The organism is Solidesulfovibrio magneticus RS-1 (assembly GCF_000010665.1).
GTDB classification, from domain to species: Bacteria; Desulfobacterota; Desulfovibrionia; order Desulfovibrionales; family Desulfovibrionaceae; genus Solidesulfovibrio; species Solidesulfovibrio magneticus.
Genome location: NC_012796.1, coordinates 39104 through 56763, shown reverse-complemented (window position 1 = coordinate 56763; position 17660 = coordinate 39104). Strand labels below are relative to the sequence as shown.

16 protein-coding genes and 1 pseudogene are annotated in these 17660 nt (G+C 65.3%); 9 read left to right on the top strand and 8 right to left on the bottom strand.

What is annotated here, in order from left to right; genetic code table 11:
• Positions 1–130: 130 nt before the first annotated feature.
• Positions 131–916, bottom strand: coding sequence for a 3'(2'),5'-bisphosphate nucleotidase CysQ family protein (locus DMR_RS00255; protein WP_012749636.1), 786 nt, complete (start codon positions 914–916; stop codon positions 131–133).
• Positions 917–1133: 217 nt separating this feature from the next.
• Here DMR_RS00255 and DMR_RS00250 point away from each other — a divergent pair, with 217 nt between their 5' ends.
• Positions 1134–1523, top strand: a complete 390-nt coding sequence (locus tag DMR_RS00250; protein ID WP_043601371.1) for a response regulator — start codon at positions 1134–1136, stop codon at positions 1521–1523.
• A 63-nt stretch (positions 1524–1586) separates the two neighbouring features.
• Positions 1587–2231: a response regulator gene (locus DMR_RS00245; protein WP_012749634.1), complete on the top strand. Its 645-nt coding sequence runs from the start codon at positions 1587–1589 to the stop codon at positions 2229–2231.
• 163 nt (positions 2232–2394) lie between these two features.
• Here DMR_RS00245 and DMR_RS00240 read toward each other — a convergent pair whose 3' ends face one another.
• Positions 2395–3276 carry a hypothetical protein gene (locus DMR_RS00240; protein ID WP_012749633.1) on the bottom strand — a complete coding sequence of 294 codons (882 nt, stop codon included), beginning with the start codon at positions 3274–3276 and terminating at the stop codon, positions 2395–2397.
• A 280-nt stretch (positions 3277–3556) separates the two neighbouring features.
• Between DMR_RS00240 and DMR_RS00235 the strand changes: the two are divergent.
• A pseudogene (locus DMR_RS00235) lies at positions 3557–4501 on the top strand (IS110 family transposase).
• 257 nt (positions 4502–4758) lie between these two features.
• Here DMR_RS00235 and DMR_RS00230 read toward each other — a convergent pair.
• Positions 4759–4956: a ferredoxin gene (locus DMR_RS00230; protein ID WP_043599747.1), complete on the bottom strand. Its 198-nt coding sequence runs from the start codon at positions 4954–4956 to the stop codon at positions 4759–4761.
• An 89-nt stretch (positions 4957–5045) separates the two neighbouring features.
• Here DMR_RS00230 and DMR_RS00225 point away from each other — a divergent pair, with 89 nt between their 5' ends.
• Positions 5046–5516 (top strand): zinc ribbon domain-containing protein, encoded by a 471-nt coding sequence (locus DMR_RS00225; RefSeq protein WP_012749629.1) that lies wholly within the window; start codon positions 5046–5048, stop codon positions 5514–5516.
• A 310-nt stretch (positions 5517–5826) separates the two neighbouring features.
• Positions 5827–6843: a sensor domain-containing diguanylate cyclase gene (locus DMR_RS00220; protein ID WP_012749628.1), complete on the top strand. Its 1017-nt coding sequence runs from the start codon at positions 5827–5829 to the stop codon at positions 6841–6843.
• 151 nt (positions 6844–6994) lie between these two features.
• Here the strand turns inward: DMR_RS00220 and DMR_RS00215 are convergent, their stop codons facing one another.
• Together DMR_RS00215 and DMR_RS00210 are read right to left on the bottom strand one after the other, a co-directional pair.
• The gene (locus DMR_RS00215; protein WP_012749627.1) at positions 6995–9448 is read right to left on the bottom strand and encodes a glycogen/starch/alpha-glucan phosphorylase; all 2454 of its coding nucleotides are present in this window, start codon (positions 9446–9448) and stop codon (positions 6995–6997) included.
• A gap of 198 nt (positions 9449–9646) precedes the next feature.
• Positions 9647–10009, bottom strand: a complete 363-nt coding sequence (locus DMR_RS00210) for an iron-sulfur cluster assembly scaffold protein (protein WP_012749626.1) — start codon at positions 10007–10009, stop codon at positions 9647–9649.
• Positions 10010–10335: 326 nt separating this feature from the next.
• Here DMR_RS00210 and DMR_RS00205 point away from each other — a divergent pair, with 326 nt between their 5' ends.
• Complete coding sequence (locus tag DMR_RS00205) at positions 10336–11790, top strand: sigma-54 interaction domain-containing protein (protein WP_052278923.1); 1455 nt, start codon at positions 10336–10338, stop codon at positions 11788–11790.
• A 152-nt stretch (positions 11791–11942) separates the two neighbouring features.
• Positions 11943–13346, top strand: coding sequence for an aspartate ammonia-lyase (gene aspA, locus DMR_RS00200; protein WP_012749624.1), 1404 nt, complete (start codon positions 11943–11945; stop codon positions 13344–13346).
• A gap of 199 nt (positions 13347–13545) precedes the next feature.
• Here aspA and DMR_RS00195 read toward each other — a convergent pair whose 3' ends face one another.
• The 3 genes from DMR_RS00195 to DMR_RS00185 are packed head-to-tail and all read right to left on the bottom strand — an operon-like array spanning position 13546 to position 16772.
• Positions 13546–14532: an EipA family protein gene (locus DMR_RS00195; protein ID WP_012749623.1), complete on the bottom strand. Its 987-nt coding sequence runs from the start codon at positions 14530–14532 to the stop codon at positions 13546–13548.
• Positions 14529–15614, bottom strand: a complete 1086-nt coding sequence (locus tag DMR_RS00190) for an SGNH/GDSL hydrolase family protein (RefSeq protein WP_012749622.1) — start codon at positions 15612–15614, stop codon at positions 14529–14531. The genes DMR_RS00195 and DMR_RS00190 overlap by 4 nt, the downstream gene beginning before the upstream one ends.
• Positions 15615–15644: 30 nt before the next feature.
• On the bottom strand, positions 15645–16772 hold the full coding sequence (locus DMR_RS00185; protein WP_043599743.1) for an AMIN domain-containing protein: 1128 nt from the start codon (positions 16770–16772) through the stop codon (positions 15645–15647).
• Between the two features lie 152 nt (positions 16773–16924).
• Here DMR_RS00185 and DMR_RS00180 point away from each other — a divergent pair, with 152 nt between their 5' ends.
• Positions 16925–17167, top strand: a complete 243-nt coding sequence (locus tag DMR_RS00180; protein ID WP_012749620.1) for a hypothetical protein — start codon at positions 16925–16927, stop codon at positions 17165–17167.
• Positions 17168–17261: 94 nt separating this feature from the next.
• Positions 17262–17591: a DMT family transporter gene (locus tag DMR_RS00175; protein ID WP_012749619.1), complete on the top strand. Its 330-nt coding sequence runs from the start codon at positions 17262–17264 to the stop codon at positions 17589–17591.
• Positions 17592–17660: the final 69 nt, after the last annotated feature.

The window sequence follows — 17660 nt, the reverse complement described above, 5'->3', positions numbered from 1 at the left end:
TGTGTGAAAAGCCTGCCCTTGATCCTGGGCAAAGAACGCCGCCCATGGCGTTTACTTCAGGCGCGCCGGCAGCGGCTTCGCCTTGTTGCGGTCCTATCCTTGGGCCTTTTGCCTTGGCAAGGGGAAAACCTCACCCCAGCCTCGGGTCGGCCGGGTCCAGGCTGTGGGCCAGAAACGGGCCGTTGAGGAATTCCGGCTTGTTGTAGGGGAAAGGCGAGCCGTCCAAGGCCGTCATGACGCCGCCAGCCCCCAGCACCAGGGCGTGGCCGGCGGCCACGTCCCACTCCGACGTCGGCCCCAGGCGCGGGTAGACATGGCAGTCCCCTTGGGCCAGGGCGCAAAATTTCAGCGCGCTGCCCCGGTTTATGGTACGCACTTCGCCAAAGCGGGCCAGCCAGTCGGCCAGCCCGGGCGAGGGATGGGACCGGCTGGCCATGGCGATGATCGTTTCCCCGGCCCCGGGCCGGCGCACCCGCAACACCTGCTCCGTGCCGTCGCTCTCCCGGCGCAGGGACGGAATGCCCGGCCCGCCGGCATAGAGGCGGTCGGCCACGGGCGCGGCGATGACGCCGTAGACCGGCCGGCCGTCTTCCACCAGGGCCAGACAGACGCAAAAATCCTCCCGCCCGGCCGCGAACTCCTTGGTGCCGTCCAGGGGGTCCACGATGAAACACCGCGTATAACGCCGCCGCTCCTCGTAGGGCGCATTGGCGGTTTCCTCGCAGATAACGGGCAGTCCCGGAAAGATGTGCGCCAGCCCGGCCACAAGGATCTCCCCGGCCCGTTTGTCGGCCTGGGTCACGGGCGTGCCGTCGGCCTTGGTCGTCACGTCCAGGCCGCCGGCGCGGCATTCCAGGATGGCCTGTCCGGCCAGCCGGGCCAGGCCCATGAGGGCTTCACGATCCAGTCCACGCATAATCGGCGTCCTTATGGCGGCGACGGGCCGCTTCCAACAGTTTGCATTCCGGCATCAGGCAGCCCCGGGCCGGCGACAACGCCAGGGCCAGCCCGGCGCGCCGGCAAAGGCGCTGGTACCGGCCAGGGCAGGTTGTGTCAAAACCGGCGTTGTTGCTTTTCCCATGGCGCGCGGCTATGAAATGGGCGTTGTCGCATGTCCGATGGGAGGGATGCTTGTGAGCGAGGCGGTACGGGTTCTGCTCGTGGATGACGAGGAAAGCTACGTGGAAACCCTGCGCAAGCGTCTGATGCGCCGGGGGCTTGAAGTGAACATGGCCCACAGCGGCGAACAGGCCCTGGAGGCGCTGCAAGGCTTCCCGGCCGATGTGGTGCTGCTGGACGTCAAAATGCCTGGCATGGACGGCATGGAGACCTTGTCGCGCATCAAGGCGGCCCATCCGGCGGTGGAGGTCATCATGCTCACCGGCCACGCCAACGTGGACGTGGCCATACGCGGCATGGAGCAGGGGGCTTTCGACTACCTCATGAAGCCGGCGGAAATGGACGATTTGTATTACAAGATCCAGGACGCCCACAAGAAAAAGCAGCTCGCCGACGCCAAGTAGCGGCGACGCGGCTCTTGAAAAAGACGCCCGTATTTTTCAAGAAAAATTACGAGGAGGGCGGCCATGGAGGAGTCGGCCAAGCCACAGCGCACGGTGCTAATCGTCGAGGATGACCCGCTTTCGGCCCGGGTGGCCGAAAAAATCCTCGGCCGGCTGGGCTACGGCATCCTCGGGATGGCCCGCACCGGCGAGGAAGCCCTGGACGCGGCCCGCCAAGCCGCCCCGGACGTGGTGCTCATGGACATCAACCTGGCCGGAGCCATGGACGGCGTGGAAGCGGCCGGAGCGCTCATCGCCGAATTCGGCGTGCCGGTCATTTTCCTCACCGCCGCCGTGGACCGCGACATCATGGAACGTGTGGCCGGGGCCGGAGCCGCCGGCTACATCCAAAAACCCGCCAAACTCCTCGACCTCAAGGCCAATCTCGAAATGGCCATCACCCGGCGCGGCCGGGAACGCCCCTGCCCCACCGACGCGGCCGTGAGCCTGTACAAATCCCTGCTGGCCGGCGTCCTGGCCGCTTGCTCCCGCCGCCTGGCCGCCGTGGACCGTTCCGGCCGGATACTCCTGGCCCACCCCGACGACCACCTCGCCGGCATGGCCTTCACCGAAGCCTTCCCCGCCGAACCGCCCCTGCCAGGCCCCGCCGATACCCCCCTCACCGACCCCACCGGCCAGACGTTAGGCTGGCTGCGACTTTTGGGGTGAGTTGAGAAGATAAAGATGCCTCCGGCGGCCGGGGGCCTGAGGCCCCCGGACCCCCCATCCGGGGAAAGGGGGTTAGGGGGCTTTGCCGTTGGGTGGAGAGGTCGTCGGTGAAGTTCGCGTGGTCCAGTCCTGGCTTTGCGTCTTGCGTCGCGCCAGCGGTCCGCTACCAGGCTTCGGCCACGGCCAGACCGGTGGCCGGCTTCTGGCGCTGCGGGGCCGGCCGGTCGGCCAGCCGGGCCGTGTGCGCGGCATGGCGCTCGATGTTGGCCGCATAGTAGACCGTCACCTGCACCCCGCGCCCCAGCCGCGTCAGCGTCACCAGGCCCTTGTCCCGGGCCCAGGCCTCGCCCGACGGCCCCATGGGCGACGGCGGACCGTGGCGCTCGGACAAATGCTGGCGCAAGCTGGCCGCATAGCCTTCGCCGTGGTCGGAAAAACGCAGGTTGAGCGTCAAAAGCCCGCCCCCAACCTCGGAAAAGACCGCCGAACCCGAAATGGGGCCGGCCGGCTGGGCCACGTTCTTCTCGGCGTTTCGCGCAAAGGCGTAGGTCGAAAGCTGCCCGGGCAGATTGGCGGCGGCGGCGCAGCATTCCCGGCCCAGATCGCGGATATAAGCGGCCACGGCCTCCTTATCTCCAGCCGCGGCGGCCAAGGGATAGGCGAAATTGCAGGTCTGGCCCTGGCCCCGGCTCACCCGGAAACGCTTGTTGGCCAACTTGTCGGCCAAGGTCTGCGGCGTTTCCCGGTCGGAGATGTCGTAAAAGGAAAAACTGGGGCCAGCATCCGGCCCGGCCGCGAACCGGGCCTGCCGGCTCACCGGCGCGCGGTGGACATACGCCGCCGGCGGCGACGGCGGCAGCTGGCGCTCCAGGGCGGCCTGTCCGGCCTTGGACAGGCGCGGCGGCCGCTTTTGCAGCTGCTCGTAGCAAAAAGCCCCGGCCGTGACGCCAAAGGCCAACAGCGTAATGCTCGCGGCCAGGACATATTTGAGCAGCCCCAACCGGTCCAAAACCTCGATGACGGCCAAACGTTCGCGCCTTGCCATGACGGCCTCCCCGACGGCCCCTTCCCGGCCGCCTTGCCGCTCCTATCGGACGATTGGGGCAAGGCATTAGTGCATGGGAGAGGAAGAGAAAGACGGGAAATGCCTTGTATGTTTCCCCATCGAGGTTAGCTTGATGGGGTCAAGGGGACGATAGGTCGAAATTGCCTTGAGTTTTAAGCTCGAGCCGGAGCCATGATCGTCGTCCCCTTCTTCCATGAAGCCCGAACCGTTGCTTGGGCTAAGAGCCCGTATCACAAGGCTGGGTACTGGAGGAATGTACATGGCTGCTGACTGTTTCATCGGAATTGATGTCTCTAAGGAAACTCTTGATGTCCACACGCTTCCTGACGGAAATGACTTTCAATTTGTTAACGACCCCGATGGTATAAAAGCTATCTGCAGGAAATTTTCAAAATTTCGTCCAAAGCTTATTATCATCGAGGCGACTGGCGGCCTTCAAATTCCTGTTGCCACGGCATTGAGTCTCAAGAAATTCCCCGTTGTAGTCATCAATCCCCGCCAGGCTCGGGATTTTGCGCGAGCTAAAGGACGGCTGGCTAAAACAGACAAGATTGACGCTGAAATTCTTGCTCTTTTTGGCAAGCAGATGGAGCCTGAAGTACGCCCTCTGAAGGACGAGCAAGCGCAAGAAATGAGTTCGCTAATGTCCAGGCGCAACCAACTCATTCGAATGCTTGTCATGGAAAAAAATCGTTTTACTCGTGCTTATGGCTCGGTAAGAGCAGATATAGAGAAGAATATTGACTGGCTTGAGGAACGATTGTCTGAGATCGACACGCATCTTGGCACAGTAGTACGAGCGAGTCCGATTTGGCGTGAGCGAGACAATTTGCTCCGGAGCGTCCCTGGAGTCGGAGATGTCCTATCAAGGTCGCTCCTTTCCAATCTGCCTGAGCTTGGAACGTAGAATCGTCGGGAGATCGCTGCTCTTGTTGGAGTTGCCCCTTTGAATTGTGACAGCGGAAAGCGTCGAGGAAAACGTCGTGTATGGGGAGGTCGAAGTGATGTTCGATCTGTATTATATATGGCTGTCTTGTCAGCTAAAAAATACAATCCCGTCATACGTGATTTTTACAATCGCCTCAAGGAAGCCGGCAAACCACATAAAGTCGCCGCAGTTGCTTCGATGCGAAAGTTGATAACGATTTTGAATGCAATGGTGCGATCCGGGCAACTGTGGGGACAGTACGCACACGCGGCGTAGACCCCTGATTGTCGGTTGACTCAGAACACCGTTGCTCCGGCGGCTGGGGGCCTGAGGCCCCCAGACCCCCCATCTGGAGAAAGGGTTAAAGGGGGGCGGCGGAGGTTGGTACTTTGGGCGGCTGGTAGCCAAAGGGGCTGTCGGAATGCCCGTGGCCGGAAAGGTGGCGACTCCGGCGGCCTGGGCTGGGCCAACGAAAACGCCCTTGGCGGCGGCAAAACCGGCAAGGGCGCGAAGACGGCAGGGCAGGGCGGGCGTCAGTCGGCTTCGATGCAGTCGTGGGGGCAAAAGGCCATGGCCCGCTCCACATCGTCCACCGGAGCCTCGGCCAGGAGCAGCACGGGCTTTTCCGTGGTCTCGTCCATGGCGAAAAGCTCCGGGGCCATGGCGGCGCAAGCGCCGCAGCCGTTGCAGCAGACCGGATTGACGGAATAAGCGGTCAGGATCGTCTCCATCGGCGTTCCTTTGTTTTGGTGGCGGGTCCGACCTTTTCCATCTATGTTTCCCCACGACGTTGTCAACGAAAGGACAGGCCAAAAGCGCCATGCGATGCAACAAATGCGGCGGGGACAATCCCGACGACCGCCGGTTCTGCCAGGTCTGCGGCCATAAGCTGCAATCCGGCCGGGCCGGGGCCGACGACACTGCCGCGCTCGAGCCGGGCGCACAGGACGGGGACAGGGCAACCGGCCGACCGGCTTCGGCCGACGGCGAGGCGCGCGGAGACACCGCTGCCTGGACCCCAGGGCTGGACGCCGGCGAGGGCCGGCCCCGGCCGCAAAAACCGGAGCTGGCCCCGGACAAAGCCAGTCCCGACGCCCGACCCGACTCCCGGCTGCTCGATTTCCAGGGCTGGAAAAATCCGCTTTTCGGCCTTGGCCCCTATTTCGAAGCCTGCCTCTATGCCGGCGTGCTGGCCGTGGCCGTCGTCGTGTGCCTCGCCGTGGGCGTCCTGTGGCCGCTCTATCCCCTCCTGGCCGTCCTGGCCCTCATCGCCTGGCTGCGGCGGCTGTAGCCGCCTCGGCGGCCCGATTTGCGGCTTGCCGCCGGCTCCCGCAGACCCCGCCGAAACCGGCCCAGCCGCGACAACTCCCGGCCCATGGCCGCCAACAGACGTCAGGCCCTGACTCGACCGGGCGGAATTCCCCTCCCCGGCTGCCCGTTGCTCGGCTACTGGAAAAGATTGTCTTTTCCGACAATTGACTGGTGCGACAAAAGCGCCGCGCCGGTCTTGTCATACGCCCGTGAGAAACGTAGGAGGGAGGAAATACGTACCTGTTACGCCGGCCCTGTTCTCTGAATGATCGGCCTGACAATGAGGCGCCATGAGCAGCAATAACGACGCCCAGCATCTTTCGCCGCAAACGCTTTTGCGGATCATCGCGTTGCAGACGGAAATCGTCAAAATCGGCCACGATTTGAGCTGTGTCATGCAGTACGTGGCCGACCAATTGCAGGACTTGGCCCAAGCCAGCGGAGCCATCGTGGAGCTGGCCGAGGGTGGGGACATGGTCTACCGCGCCGCCTCGGGCCTCGCCGCGCCCCAACTCGGACTGCGCCTGGGCCGGCAGGGCAGCCTGTCGGGGCTTTGCGTGGACACCGGGCAGGTGCTTGTCTGCCAGGACTGCGAAAACGATCCTCGGGTGGACAGAGCGGCCTGCCGCAAGGTCGGACTGCGTTCCATGGTGGTGGCGCCGCTTTTCCACCAGGAAGCCGTGGTCGGGGCCCTCAAGGTCGTCTCGGAAGCTCCCGGCCGGTTCTCCGACGAGCACGTGCGCGTCCTGGAACTCATGGCCGAGCTGATCGCCGCCTCAATGTTCTACTGCGCCCAGTACGAGGTCAGCGAACTCTACCGCCGGGCCACCCACGATCCCCTGACCGGTATCGGCAACCGGGCGCTGTTCTACGACCGTCTGCGCCAAAGTCTGGCCCTGGCCGGACGCCAGTCCTTTGCCGTGGCCGTGTTCATCCTGGACATGGACGGGCTTAAGGACATCAACGACACCCGGGGCCACCGAGCCGGCGATGCCGCCATAAAAGAGATGGCCCGGCGGGTCAGCGCCGTGTCGCGCCAGTCCGATCTGGCCGCCCGCCTGGGCGGCGACGAGTTCGGGCTTATCGCCACCGCCCTGGCCGACGCCCGGGAGGCCGAGGCCGTGGCTGAGCGTCTGGACCAGGCCCTGGCCGCGCCCTTTCAGTTTGAAGAAACGCCGCTGCCCCTGGCCGCCAGCATCAGCTGGGCCGCCTACCCCGAGGACGGCGCGGCCCTCGACGCCCTCGTCGAACAGGCCGACCAGCGCATGTACGCCCGCAAACGCGCCCGCAAGGGCAGCGCCCGGTAGAGGGAGAGGGAAGAGATGCCTCCGGCGGCTGGGGGCCTGAGGCCCCCAGACCCCCCGTATGGAGAAAAGGTTGAAGGGGTTTCGACGAAAATGAGCTCTCTGCCGGCGGGAAAACGAAGCCCTCCGGACCAGCCTTCGGGGTGATGGCCGCCTATTCTCCCAACGGCTCGATGTTCCAAATGTTCTTGGCGTATTCCAGCACCGCCCGGTCGCTGGAGAAAAAGCCCATGTTGGCCGTGTTGCGGATTGAGGCCGCGGTCCAGGCCTCGGGATCGAGGTAGAGGGCATTGACCGCGTCCTGGGCCTCCAGGCAGGCCCGGTAGTCGGCCGTGACCAGATAGTAGTCGCCGTGGCGCAGCAGGTTGTCGAGGATGGGCGTGAACAGGTCCGGCTCGGACGGCGTGAAATAGCCCCGGCCGATCATGTCCAGGGCCTCGGCCAGCTCGGCGTCGGCGGCCACGCGCCGGCCCGGGTCGTAGCCGGCGGCCCGGGTGGCCTCCACTTCCTTGGCTGTCAGCCCAAAGATGAAGATGTTCTCCCGCCCCACGGCCTCCATGATCTCAATGTTGGCCCCATCCAGGGTCCCGATGGTCAGGGCGCCGTTTAGCGCGAACTTCATGTTGCCCGTGCCCGAGGCTTCCATGCCGGCCGTGGAAATCTGCTGGGACAGGTCGGCGGCCGGGATGACTTTTTCCGCCTGGGACACGCAGTAGTTGGGCAAAAACACCACCCGCAGCCGGCTTCTGACGGCGTCGTCGGCGTTTACGGTCTCGGCCACGGCGGTGATGAGCCGGATGATGCGCTTGGCCATAAAATAGCCCGGCGCGGCCTTGCCGCCGATGAGCACCGTGCGCGGCGGCACGGCCAGGGCCGGGTCGCGGCGCAGGCGGTTATACAGCGTCACCACGTGCAGGACGTTTAAAAATTGGCGCTTGTATTCGTGCATGCGCTTGACCTGGACGTCAAACAGCGTGTCCGGGTTGATGCCCATGCCGGATTTGCGCAGCACGTAGCGGGCCAGGCGCTTCTTGTTCTCCCGCTTGGCCGCCCGCCAGTCCTTGCGGAAATCGGGGTCGTCGGCCAGGGGCAGCAGCTCGGCCAGCCGGTCGAGGTCGGTGGTCCAGTCCGGGCCGATGCGCGAGGTGATGAGCCGCGACAGGGCCGGATTGGCCTGGAGCAGCCAGCGCCTGGGCGTGATGCCGTTGGTGACGTTGGTGAACTTGCCCGGGTACAGGGCGTCGAACTCCGGAAAGACCTTTTCGCGCAGGATGTCGGAGTGGAGCCTGGCCACGCCGTTGACCTTGTGGCTGCCCACAATGGCCAAATGGGCCATGCGCACCCGCCGGCTGGCCGGGTCGATGATGGCCAGCCGGTTTTGCCGAACCTGGTCGCCGGGATGGGCGACAGCCACCTCCAGCAGGAAGCGCCGGTCGATCTCGGCGATGATTTCCAGATGGCGCGGCAGCACCCGGCCCAGCAGATCGGCCGGCCAGGTCTCCAGGGCCTCGGGCAGCACGGTGTGGTTGGTGTAGGCAAAGGTGCGGCGGCAGATGTCCCAGGCCTCGTCCCAGCCGAGGAACTCCTCGTCCACGAGAATGCGCATGAGTTCGGCAACGGCGATGGTCGGGTGGGTGTCGTTGAGCTGGATGGCCACCTGGTCCGGGAACTCGGCAAAGCCCGGGCCGGATTTCTTGTGGCGGCGGATGATGTCGCGAAGGGTTGCGGCCACTAGAAAATACTGCTGGCGCAGGCGCAGTTCCTTGCCCTGGATGGGTTCATCGTTGGGGTAGAGCACCTTGGAAATGTTTTCCGAATGGATTTTCGACTGCATGGCCCCCAAGAAATCGCCCTGGTTGAAGTCGCGCAGGGAAAAGCCGGTGGACGAGGCGGCGGCCCACAGCCGCATGTTGGTGACGTGTTTGCCGCCGTGGCCGGGGATAAGAATGTCGCAGGGCATGGCCATGACCGTGTCGGCCTCGGCCCAGCGGTAGCGCAGGACGCCTTGGGGGTCGTTGTAGGCTTCGCTGCGGCCGTAGAATTTCACCTCATAGAGATGCTCCACCCGGTCGATGACCCAGGGACTGCCGTGGCGACGCCAGTTGTCGGCCTCCTCCTCCTGCCAACCGTTCACGATGCGCTGATGAAACAGGCCGTAGTCGTAGAGGATGCCATAGCCATAGCCCGGGATGCGCTGGGTGGCCATGGAGTCCATGTAGCAGGAGGCCAGACGTCCCAGGCCCCCGTTGCCAAGGCCAGCGTCGCGCTCCTCCTCGGCCAGGTCGTCCAGGCCGAAGCCCAGGTCGGCGGCGGCCTGGCGGCAACCGTCCTCCATGCCCATGTTGGTGATGTAGTTCATGAGGAACCGGCCGGGCAAAAACTCCATGGACAGGTAGTAGACCCGCTTGGACATGGAGTCGTAATACGAGGCCTGGGTGGCCAGCCACATCTTGATGAGGCGTTCACGGATGGCGTAGGCTAGGCCGCTGTAGTAGCGAAAGGGATCGGGCGGGTAGAGGTCGTTGCCGAGGATGGACAGGACGTACCGCTTGATGTCCTCTCCGAGGGATTCGATCTGGTGAAAATCCGGGGCGGCGGACTTGGCCATGGCGTGCTCCCCTGACGGCGGCGTTTGGGTGGGACTCTGATCTAGTCCTACGGGAGCCGGGGGGGACTGTCAAAGGCCGGCGACGAAAGCCGGGAAAAGGGCGCAAAAAAGGCCGGGAACCGATAGCGGCGGTCGGTTCCCGGCCTGTCCGGACGCCCGCGTGGGACGGGTTGTGTCCGATGCTGGGGAGCGGGGTGCCTAGGCCGCTTCCCGGAGGCGATAGTTGCGCAGGGCGATGCGCAACGCCGCCACACACCAGTTGTCGCAGCCGAGCTTTTCGATGACGCGGGTCATCAGCGGCTGGAAATCTTCGCTGGACACGGTCTGGGCGTCCAGAACGCTCATGCCCTTGACGGTGGCGCACAGAGCGGCCATGCACTCGCGGCTGTAGCCGCAGCTCTCGACCGTACCGCCGGCGTCGACGATGATGTCGTTTTCGATAAGAAGCTGCATCTTCACGGCGCGTCCGCAGGCGGAACATTCGCTGGTGCCTTCGATGGTGTAGTTGTCCAGGGGCTTCACGGTCAGGCGGGTCTTGGCGGTGGTGGCTTCGGCGTTCATGGCGGTCTCCTTTATAAAAACTTCGCAGGGTGTTTGCGGCTGCTCACGCGTTGTTGCTTCTCTATTAGCAACGGGCGTGCCATTTATTTAATATGCTTATTTTGTTAGATATTTTTTTTAGGCGTCTGATGAATCCTCGAAAAAGCCATGCCATGTTGCAAAAAAGCATCGACTGTTCTAGGCTGAAAATCCGCAAACCCTGGAAAAACAGTGGCTTGGCAAAATTGCAACATGTTGCGGAAACGCCACGAGTTGCGCTATTGCACGAGGCGGACTGGCCGTGCTTGGGAAAAATGGGACAAACCCTTCGTTAAAAGAGGCCCGCCTTGGGAAAAAAAGTGCATAAACCCCTCGACCCCGTGGCCGGACACCTCGACGCCATCCTCGACAGCATCGAGGACGGCGTCTTTATCGCCGACCGCGACGGCTATGCCCTCAAGGCCAACGCCGCCTACGAACAACTCACCGGCATGGCCAAGGCCGAACTCATCGGCAAAAACGTCGAAGAGCTCAAGCGCGAAGGGCTTTTCAACATCGCCCCCATCACCCCGGAAATCGTCGCCACCGGCCGCCCCGCCTCCTCCATCCAGGTCACCCGCGACAACCGCTCCATGACCATCGACGGCAAGCCCATCCGCGACCCCGACGGCAAGGTCAGCCTGGTGGTGCTCTACGCCCGCGACATCACGCTCATGGCCCGGATGCGCGAACGCATCTCCCGCCAGCAGGAGCTCATCGAGACCTACCAGCACCAGATGGATTTCTTCATCCGCGAGGGCGGAGGCATCACGAGCTTTATCGCCGAGAACTCGGCCATGAAGCGCCTGATGGACCTGCTGCGTCGGGTGGCCGCCACCGACGCCGTGGCCCTGGTCCTGGGCGAAACGGGCGTGGGCAAGGAACTCTTCGCCCGCATGATCCACGAGGCCAGCCCCCGGCGCGAGAAGCCCTTCGTCAAGGTGGACTGCGCCTCCATCCCGGAAAACCTGATCGAATCGGAACTCTTTGGCTACGCCCCCGGAGCCTTCACCGGGGCCCACCCCAAGGGCCGGGTGGGCTTTTTCGAGATGGCCGAAGGCGGCACCATCTTTCTCGACGAGATCGGCGAAATGCCCTTGCCCCTCCAGTCCAAGCTTCTGCGCGTGCTCCAGGACCGCGAACTGACCCCTGTCGGGTCCAGCAAGTCCCGAAAAACCAACGTGCGCGTCATTGCCGCCACCAACCGCAATCTCGAAGCCGAGGCCAAGGTGGGCACGTTTCGCAGCGACCTCTTTTTCCGCCTGCGCGTGGCCGTGCTGGAAATCCCGCCCCTGCGCGACCGGCCCGACGACATCCTGCCCCTGGCCCGCATGTTCCTCCAGCGCTTCGGCTCGCGCTACCGCAAACGCACCACCCTGTCCCTGGAATCCGAACGCATCCTGGCCCACTACAACTGGCCCGGCAATGTCCGCGAACTCGAAAACTTGATCGAAGGCCTGGTCATCACCTGCGACTCCGGCCGCATCGAAGCCGATGAGCTGCCCACGGCCATGCGGGTGACCGAATGCCCGCTGGCCTCGGACGCCCCCCGGCCGACCGGCCCGGCCACGCTGGCCCCGCCGCCCATGGCCGCCCCGGAGCCGGACTGGGAACGGCCCTATAAAGAGGTCATCGCCGCCTTCGAGCGCGACTACCTCGAAGGCGCCATCGAACACTTCGGCTCCGTGGGCGAAGCCGCCAAACGCCTGGGCCTGGACCGCACCACCATCTTCCGCAAACTCAAAAAAGCGGCCGGGGAGTAGGCGAATAAAGGCGCGACATAAACGGGGCGCTGCCCCGAGCCCCGCCGGGGGCCTCAGGCCCCCGGACCCCCGACTCGTGTCGTGCCGGAACAAAGTGTGTATGATGGGCGAGACGCCACGATGGATCGCCGCTCGGCGGCAAGGAGAACAGGATGCCGGCACGGATCGAGCATGATTTCTTGGGCGAGATGACCATTGCCAACGACGTCTACTACGGCATCCAGACCCTGCGCGCCGTGGACAACTTCCCCATAAGCGGCCAGCCCATATCCAGCTGCCCGGAACTCATCGCCGCCCTGGGCTACGTCAAAAAGGCCGCCGCCCTGGCCAACATGGAGCTCGGGGCCATCCCCGCCCCCATCGGCCAGGCCATCTGCCGGGCCTGCGACGACCTCATCGCCGGAGGCCTCCTCGACCAGTTCCCGGTGGACTGCATCCAGGGCGGGGCCGGCACCTCCACCAACATGAACGCCAACGAGGTCATCGCCAACCGCGCCCTGGAGCTTATGGGCCATCCCAAGGGCGATTACGCCCACTGCCACCCCAACAACCACGTCAACTGCTCCCAGTCCACCAACGACGTCTATCCCACCGCCTTCCGCCTGGCCCTGCACCAGACCCTGGGCGGCCTGGCCCAGTCCCTGGAATACCTGCTCGCCGGTTTCGCGGCCAAGGGCGAGGAGTTCGCCGACGTCATCAAGATGGGCCGCACCCAGCTCCAGGACGCCGTGCCCATGACCCTGGGACAGGAATTTTCCGCCTACGCCACCACCATCGGCGAGGACGTCTGCCGGCTCCAGGAAGCCCGGTCGCTTTTGCTCGAAATCAACCTCGGGGCCACGGCCATCGGCACCGGCATCAACTCCCGCCCGGGCTACAGCCGGCTGTCCACCGAGGCCCTGCGCGAGCTGACCGGCCTTAATCTCGTCACCTCGCCCAACCTCATCGAGGCCACCTGGGATACCGGGGCCTACGTGCAGCTCTCGGGCGTGCTCAAGCGCATCGCGGTCAAGCTCTCCAAAATCTGCAACGACCTGCGCCTGCTCTCGTCCGGGCCGCGCACCGGCCTTGGCGAGATCAATCTGCCGCGCATGCAGCCCGGCTCCTCCATCATGCCCGGCAAGGTCAATCCGGTCATCCCGGAAGTCATGAACCAGGTGGCCTTCGACATCATCGGCAAGGACGTCACCATCACCATGGCCGCCGAGAGCGGCCAGCTCGAACTCAACGTCATGGAACCGGTCATCGCCCACTGCCTGTTCACCGGCATCGCCCGCCTGTCCCGGACCTGCCGGGTGCTGCGCGACCGCTGCGTGGACGGCATCACGGCCAACCGCGACCACTGCCGCAGCCTGGTCGCCCGCAGCATCGGCCTGGTCACGGCGCTCAATCCGGTCATCGGCTACGAAATGAGCGCCGCCCTGGCCAAGGAGGCCATGGAGACCGGCGAATCCGTCTACGAACTGGTGCTGCGCAAGGGCGTGCTCACCCAAGAACAGCTCGACGAACTGCTGCTGCCCGAAAACATGATGCAGCCGCGTTTTGTGCAGGGGTAATGGGAAGAGGGAAGAGAAGATGCCTCCGGCGGCTGGGGGCCTGAGGCCCCCAGACCCCCCAGCCAAGACGGCGGCTGTCCTCCCGGACAGCCGCCGTCTTCCGTTGCGCACCCCTTCACCCCCATGGAAAGTTTTTGGGGAAGCAGCGGGCGCGGGGGAGGAAACCCCTTTTTTCAAAAAGGGGTTTCCTCCCCTGCCTTTAAAAGGGGTTGATCGTCTGTTCCCGCGTGTAGCTTTGGTAGCCGACGTTGGCGCCCAGGCGCAGGCCCACGCCCACCCGGATGGGAGCCAGGGTGATGTCGCCGACGCGCTGGTAGTTCATGCCGAAGCCGCCCAGCACGTAGGCGCTGCCGTCCACGCCCGGGAAGCGCTGGAAGATCTGGTCCGGCCGGTTCATGCCGTAGACCAGGGTGAACACCTTGCCGGCGTTGACGCCCAGGTCAAGGCCGACCGACGGGCTTTGCCAGTAGACCGGCACGGGCGGTTGGCCTTTGAGGTAGAGCGTGCCCACGCCGTAGCGGAAGCCGACCACCAGCGCGCCGCCGCCTTCGTTGCCCTTGATGAAGCCCACGGGCTGGCCGAGGTCTTTAAAGGCCCGGGCCACCAGTTCGGCCAAGCCTCGGGAGCCGCCTTCGAAAAAGCCCATGACTTCGCGGTTGACTTCGTCGCGGTTGTAGGGACCGGGCTTGGCCGGCGGCGGAGGCGGCGGCGGGGCCACCGTGCCGATGGGCTGGCCGTTGACCATGGTGCCGCCGGCCGGTTCGCCCGAGGCGGGCGGCGGCGCGTATTGGCCTTGGGGCGCACCCTGGTAGCCGGGCGCGGCGGCCGGAGCCGGCTGGTAAGGCTGGCCCGACTGATACGGTTGGCCCGACTGATACGGCTGCTGGGGCGCGTACTGCGGCGCGCCCGGCTGGCCCGGCGCGGGTTGGGCGGGTTGCGGCTGGTAGGCCGTCGCGCCTTGCTGGGGCTGGGCCGCCGGGGTTGGGGCGGGCTGGACGCCGACGCTGGTCGGCACGGGCGGCGTCTGGCCGGCGGGCGCGCCTTGCTGGGCCGGGGGCGGCGGCGCGGTCTGTGTTTTGGGCGGGGGATCGGACAGGGAGCGTTCCTTGAGGGCTTGGGCCTGGGCGGCCGGGGCGGCGGCCAGGAGGAGCGCGCCGGCCAGGACGGCGGCGGCGAAACGATTCATTGGTGACCTCCGGGTTCGGGGGCGAGGTTGCAGGGGAGCCGGTCGCGGATGTGGGGCAGCATGGCGGCCACGATGCCTTCGCGTCCGGTATCCGTATTGTGAACGCCGTCGGCGGTGTAGGCCGGGGCGGCGCGTCCGTTGAGGGCGTCGCGCAGATTGACGAAATAGGGCTTGCCGGCCAGGGCCTTTTCCAGAGCGGCGTAGACGGTGTTGAAGTTGCCGCGCACGTGGGGAAACGTCTTGCGGCCAAGGATGAGTTCCTGCTCCTTGGCGGCCACGGTCGTATCGGCCGGCGGCGCGGTTTCAACCCAGTAGAGCGGCTGGAGAAAAAGCAGGAATTTCGCCCCGTAGCAGGCCGAGAGGCGTTCGGCGAAATCGTAGCGGGCCACGACCTGTTCGATGAATTTGGCCAGCTCCGGGGAGTTGGGGTCCAGCGGCGTGGCCGTATACAGGAATTTTTGCACCAGCTCGCGGGTGAACGAGGCGAAGTAGGCGGCGTTAAGGGGCTTTAAAAGGCCCACGCCCGACTTGTAGTAGCTTTCGATGACGCCCTGGGCACGTTCCTTGCCTTCGTGGGCGTAGGGGTCCTTTTGCACGGCGAAGTAGTTGGCGTCGTTGGCCCCGTCGTAGAAGACCACGAGGTTGGGCCGGATGATGTATTCCAGGAACTGCTTTTGCAGATATTTGATCTCCAACAGCGAGTTGAAGGAATTGACGCCAAAGTTCATGCAGTTGAATACGCAGGGCTTGTCACGTTCGTTTAAGGCCTTGGCCACCAGGGACGGAATGGAGCGCTCATAGGGGGCGGAGCTGGCCCGCATGGTGGAGCCGCCGAAAAACCAGATGGTGCGCGACAGTTCCGGGTGGTTGGGGACCACTTCGCAATTGGCCGTGGGCCACACGCCGTTTTCCATGAGAAACAGCGTATACGGGTCGTAGACGGCCTTGGGGCCTTCGCGCAGATTGCCGTAGATGATCCAGTTGCTGGTGGTGATGACGGCAAAGGACAACACCTCGACGGCCAGCACGGCGATGAGGAGCCATTTGACCGTCCGGCCGGTCAGGGAAAGGAAGCGTTTCACGAAATCGGACCTCGGGCCATGAACATCGGCCTATTTGGGGATGCGCAAGGCCACGCCCTCGGGCACGCGTTCGGCCGTGGGCGCGCCGCGAAGGCGCGTGGTGGCGTCCGGGGCCATGTCGAGCACCACGCGGAACTTGTCGGCGTGCTTGCCCACCCGGATCTGCCGGATAAACGCGTCGCCCGTGGAGCTGGACAGCGGACCGTTGTAGTTCCAGGCCCCATCGATATCCAGGACCAGCCGGGGCGGGTCGGTCATGAACATGCGCGAGAAATTCGCCGGCGGCTTGTTGGTTTGGATGACCAGCACGTATTCGCCGGGTTTTTCCTCGGCAATCACCCGGATGACGTTGCCGCCGCCGGCAACCGGCCTGGCGGCGGCCGGGGCCGTCGGGGCAGCCGGGGCGACGGGCTTGGGCGCGGGGGTGGCCTTGGCTTCGGCCTTGGCTTGTTCCGCCTTGGCTTTGGCTTCCGCCTTGGCCTGCTCGGCTTTGGCCTTGGCCTCGGCTTTGGCTTGTTCGGCTTTCGCCTTGGCCTCGGCCTTGGGATCAGTCTTGGCCGGGGCAGGGGCGTGGCCCGGGGCAGGGGCGTGGCCCGGGGCCGGCGCGGCTTGGGGTTCGGGCAGGGCTTCGGCCTTGATGGCCTCGGCCGGGGTGGTGGCCACCGGCGCGGCCGGGACAGCCGGAACAGGCGCGGCGGGTTTGGCCTCGGCCTTGGGCGCGCCGGGTTTGCCGGTTTTGTTGCCGCCGGATTCGCCGGCCAGTTCCTCGAACATCTTTTCCAGGCTCTCGTCGCCGGCGACCTGGGGCGGCGGGGTCTTGGCCGGGGGGGCGGCCGGAGCGGCTGGTACAGGCGTCGGCGTGGCGGGCACGGCGGCTGGGGACGGCGTCGGGGCAGGCATGGGCGCGGCGGCCGGAGCCGGCGCGGCGGCGTCGGCCGCCTGTTTGGCGATGGCCGCCGGCGGCGCGGTGATGGGCGGCGGGCCGGCCGGGACTTCGGGCGCGGCAGCGGCCGGAGCCGGGGGAATGTCGGCCGGGGCGGGCTTTTCGCCGAGTCCGAAGAGATACGGCTTTTTCACAACGGCCAAGCCGAGCACCACGGTGACGGCCAGGGCCGCCGCCCCCGCGATGATCATCTTGTCGCCCCGAGTCAGAGCCATGGCTTCCCCCTTTCGCGCCATGCACGGCATGGACGCGGTATCGGGCCGGACGCTACCCGAGGTTGCCGATTCCCTCAAGGGGCAAGCAGGGCTGCGAGTTGCGTTGACAGGCGGTCCGTTTTCCGATTTCCCTAGGCCAAAGGGAGGGGGCCATGCCAAACAAGGTTCGCTCGGTGCGGGTGCCGTCGGAGATCGAGTCCATCGACCTCACGAGCCTGGTCAAGGAATGCGCCCGGCATCTGCGCGACCTGGAATCCGCCTCGCTGCTCACGACCCAGGGCAACTCCGAAGCGGCCGAGGCCCTGCTGCGCGCCCGCCAGGCCGACCTCGGCCGCCGCGTCGGCCGCCTCGTCTGGGAAGCCGGCAAACGCGCCCAGGGACGTCAGGGCGGATGAAACGCAGTCCAGGCAGGTTCGCGGCGAAAACCAGGCCCAAGACCTCTGGACAATCCCAGAAGGGACGGGTATTGCCGCCGGCCCGGAGGCACGCATGACAACGAGCATGGCCTGGACCTATTTGATCGTTGGCGGACTGTTCGAGGCGGGCTGGCCCATCGGGCTCAAAATGGCCGAAACGCCCGGGCGCGGACTGGCCGGCTGGCTCATCGCCACCCTGTGCATGGCCGCCAGTATGGCGCTTTTGTATCTGGCCCAGCGCGAAATCTCCATCGGCACGGCCTATGCCGTCTGGACCGGCATCGGCGCGGCCGGGGCCTTTGCCTGCGGCCTGCTGCTGTACGGCGACCCGGCCACTTTCGGGCGCTTCGCCGGCGTGGGACTCATCATTTCCGGCGTGGTCGTGCTCAAGCTCGCCCATTAAGCCACCCTATTGCCGGACATTCCGCCGCGAACCGCCAAGATCGCAACGCTAGGGCACGCCACGCCGGAG

Excerpts from the sequence above, each read along its gene's own strand:
- DMR_RS00225 (WP_012749629.1), top strand. The coding sequence starts at position 5,046 with ATGCGATGCAACAAATGCGGCGGGGACAATCCCGACGACCGCCGGTTC.
- DMR_RS00180 (WP_012749620.1), top strand. The coding sequence starts at position 16,925 with ATGCCAAACAAGGTTCGCTCGGTGCGGGTGCCGTCGGAGATCGAGTCC.
- DMR_RS00240 (WP_012749633.1), bottom strand. The coding sequence starts at position 3,276 with ATGGCAAGGCGCGAACGTTTGGCCGTCATCGAGGTTTTGGACCGGTTG.
- DMR_RS00195 (WP_012749623.1), bottom strand. The coding sequence starts at position 14,532 with ATGAATCGTTTCGCCGCCGCCGTCCTGGCCGGCGCGCTCCTCCTGGCC.
- aspA (WP_012749624.1), top strand. The coding sequence starts at position 11,943 with ATGCCGGCACGGATCGAGCATGATTTCTTGGGCGAGATGACCATTGCC.
- DMR_RS00215 (WP_012749627.1), bottom strand. The coding sequence starts at position 9,448 with ATGGCCAAGTCCGCCGCCCCGGATTTTCACCAGATCGAATCCCTCGGA.
- DMR_RS00245 (WP_012749634.1), top strand. The coding sequence starts at position 1,587 with ATGGAGGAGTCGGCCAAGCCACAGCGCACGGTGCTAATCGTCGAGGAT.
- DMR_RS00185 (WP_043599743.1), bottom strand. The coding sequence starts at position 16,772 with ATGGCTCTGACTCGGGGCGACAAGATGATCATCGCGGGGGCGGCGGCC.
- DMR_RS00175 (WP_012749619.1), top strand. The coding sequence starts at position 17,262 with ATGACAACGAGCATGGCCTGGACCTATTTGATCGTTGGCGGACTGTTC.
- DMR_RS00220 (WP_012749628.1), top strand. The coding sequence starts at position 5,827 with ATGAGCAGCAATAACGACGCCCAGCATCTTTCGCCGCAAACGCTTTTG.
- DMR_RS00255 (WP_012749636.1), bottom strand. The coding sequence starts at position 916 with ATGCGTGGACTGGATCGTGAAGCCCTCATGGGCCTGGCCCGGCTGGCC.
- DMR_RS00230 (WP_043599747.1), bottom strand. The coding sequence starts at position 4,956 with ATGGAGACGATCCTGACCGCTTATTCCGTCAATCCGGTCTGCTGCAAC.
- DMR_RS00210 (WP_012749626.1), bottom strand. The coding sequence starts at position 10,009 with ATGAACGCCGAAGCCACCACCGCCAAGACCCGCCTGACCGTGAAGCCC.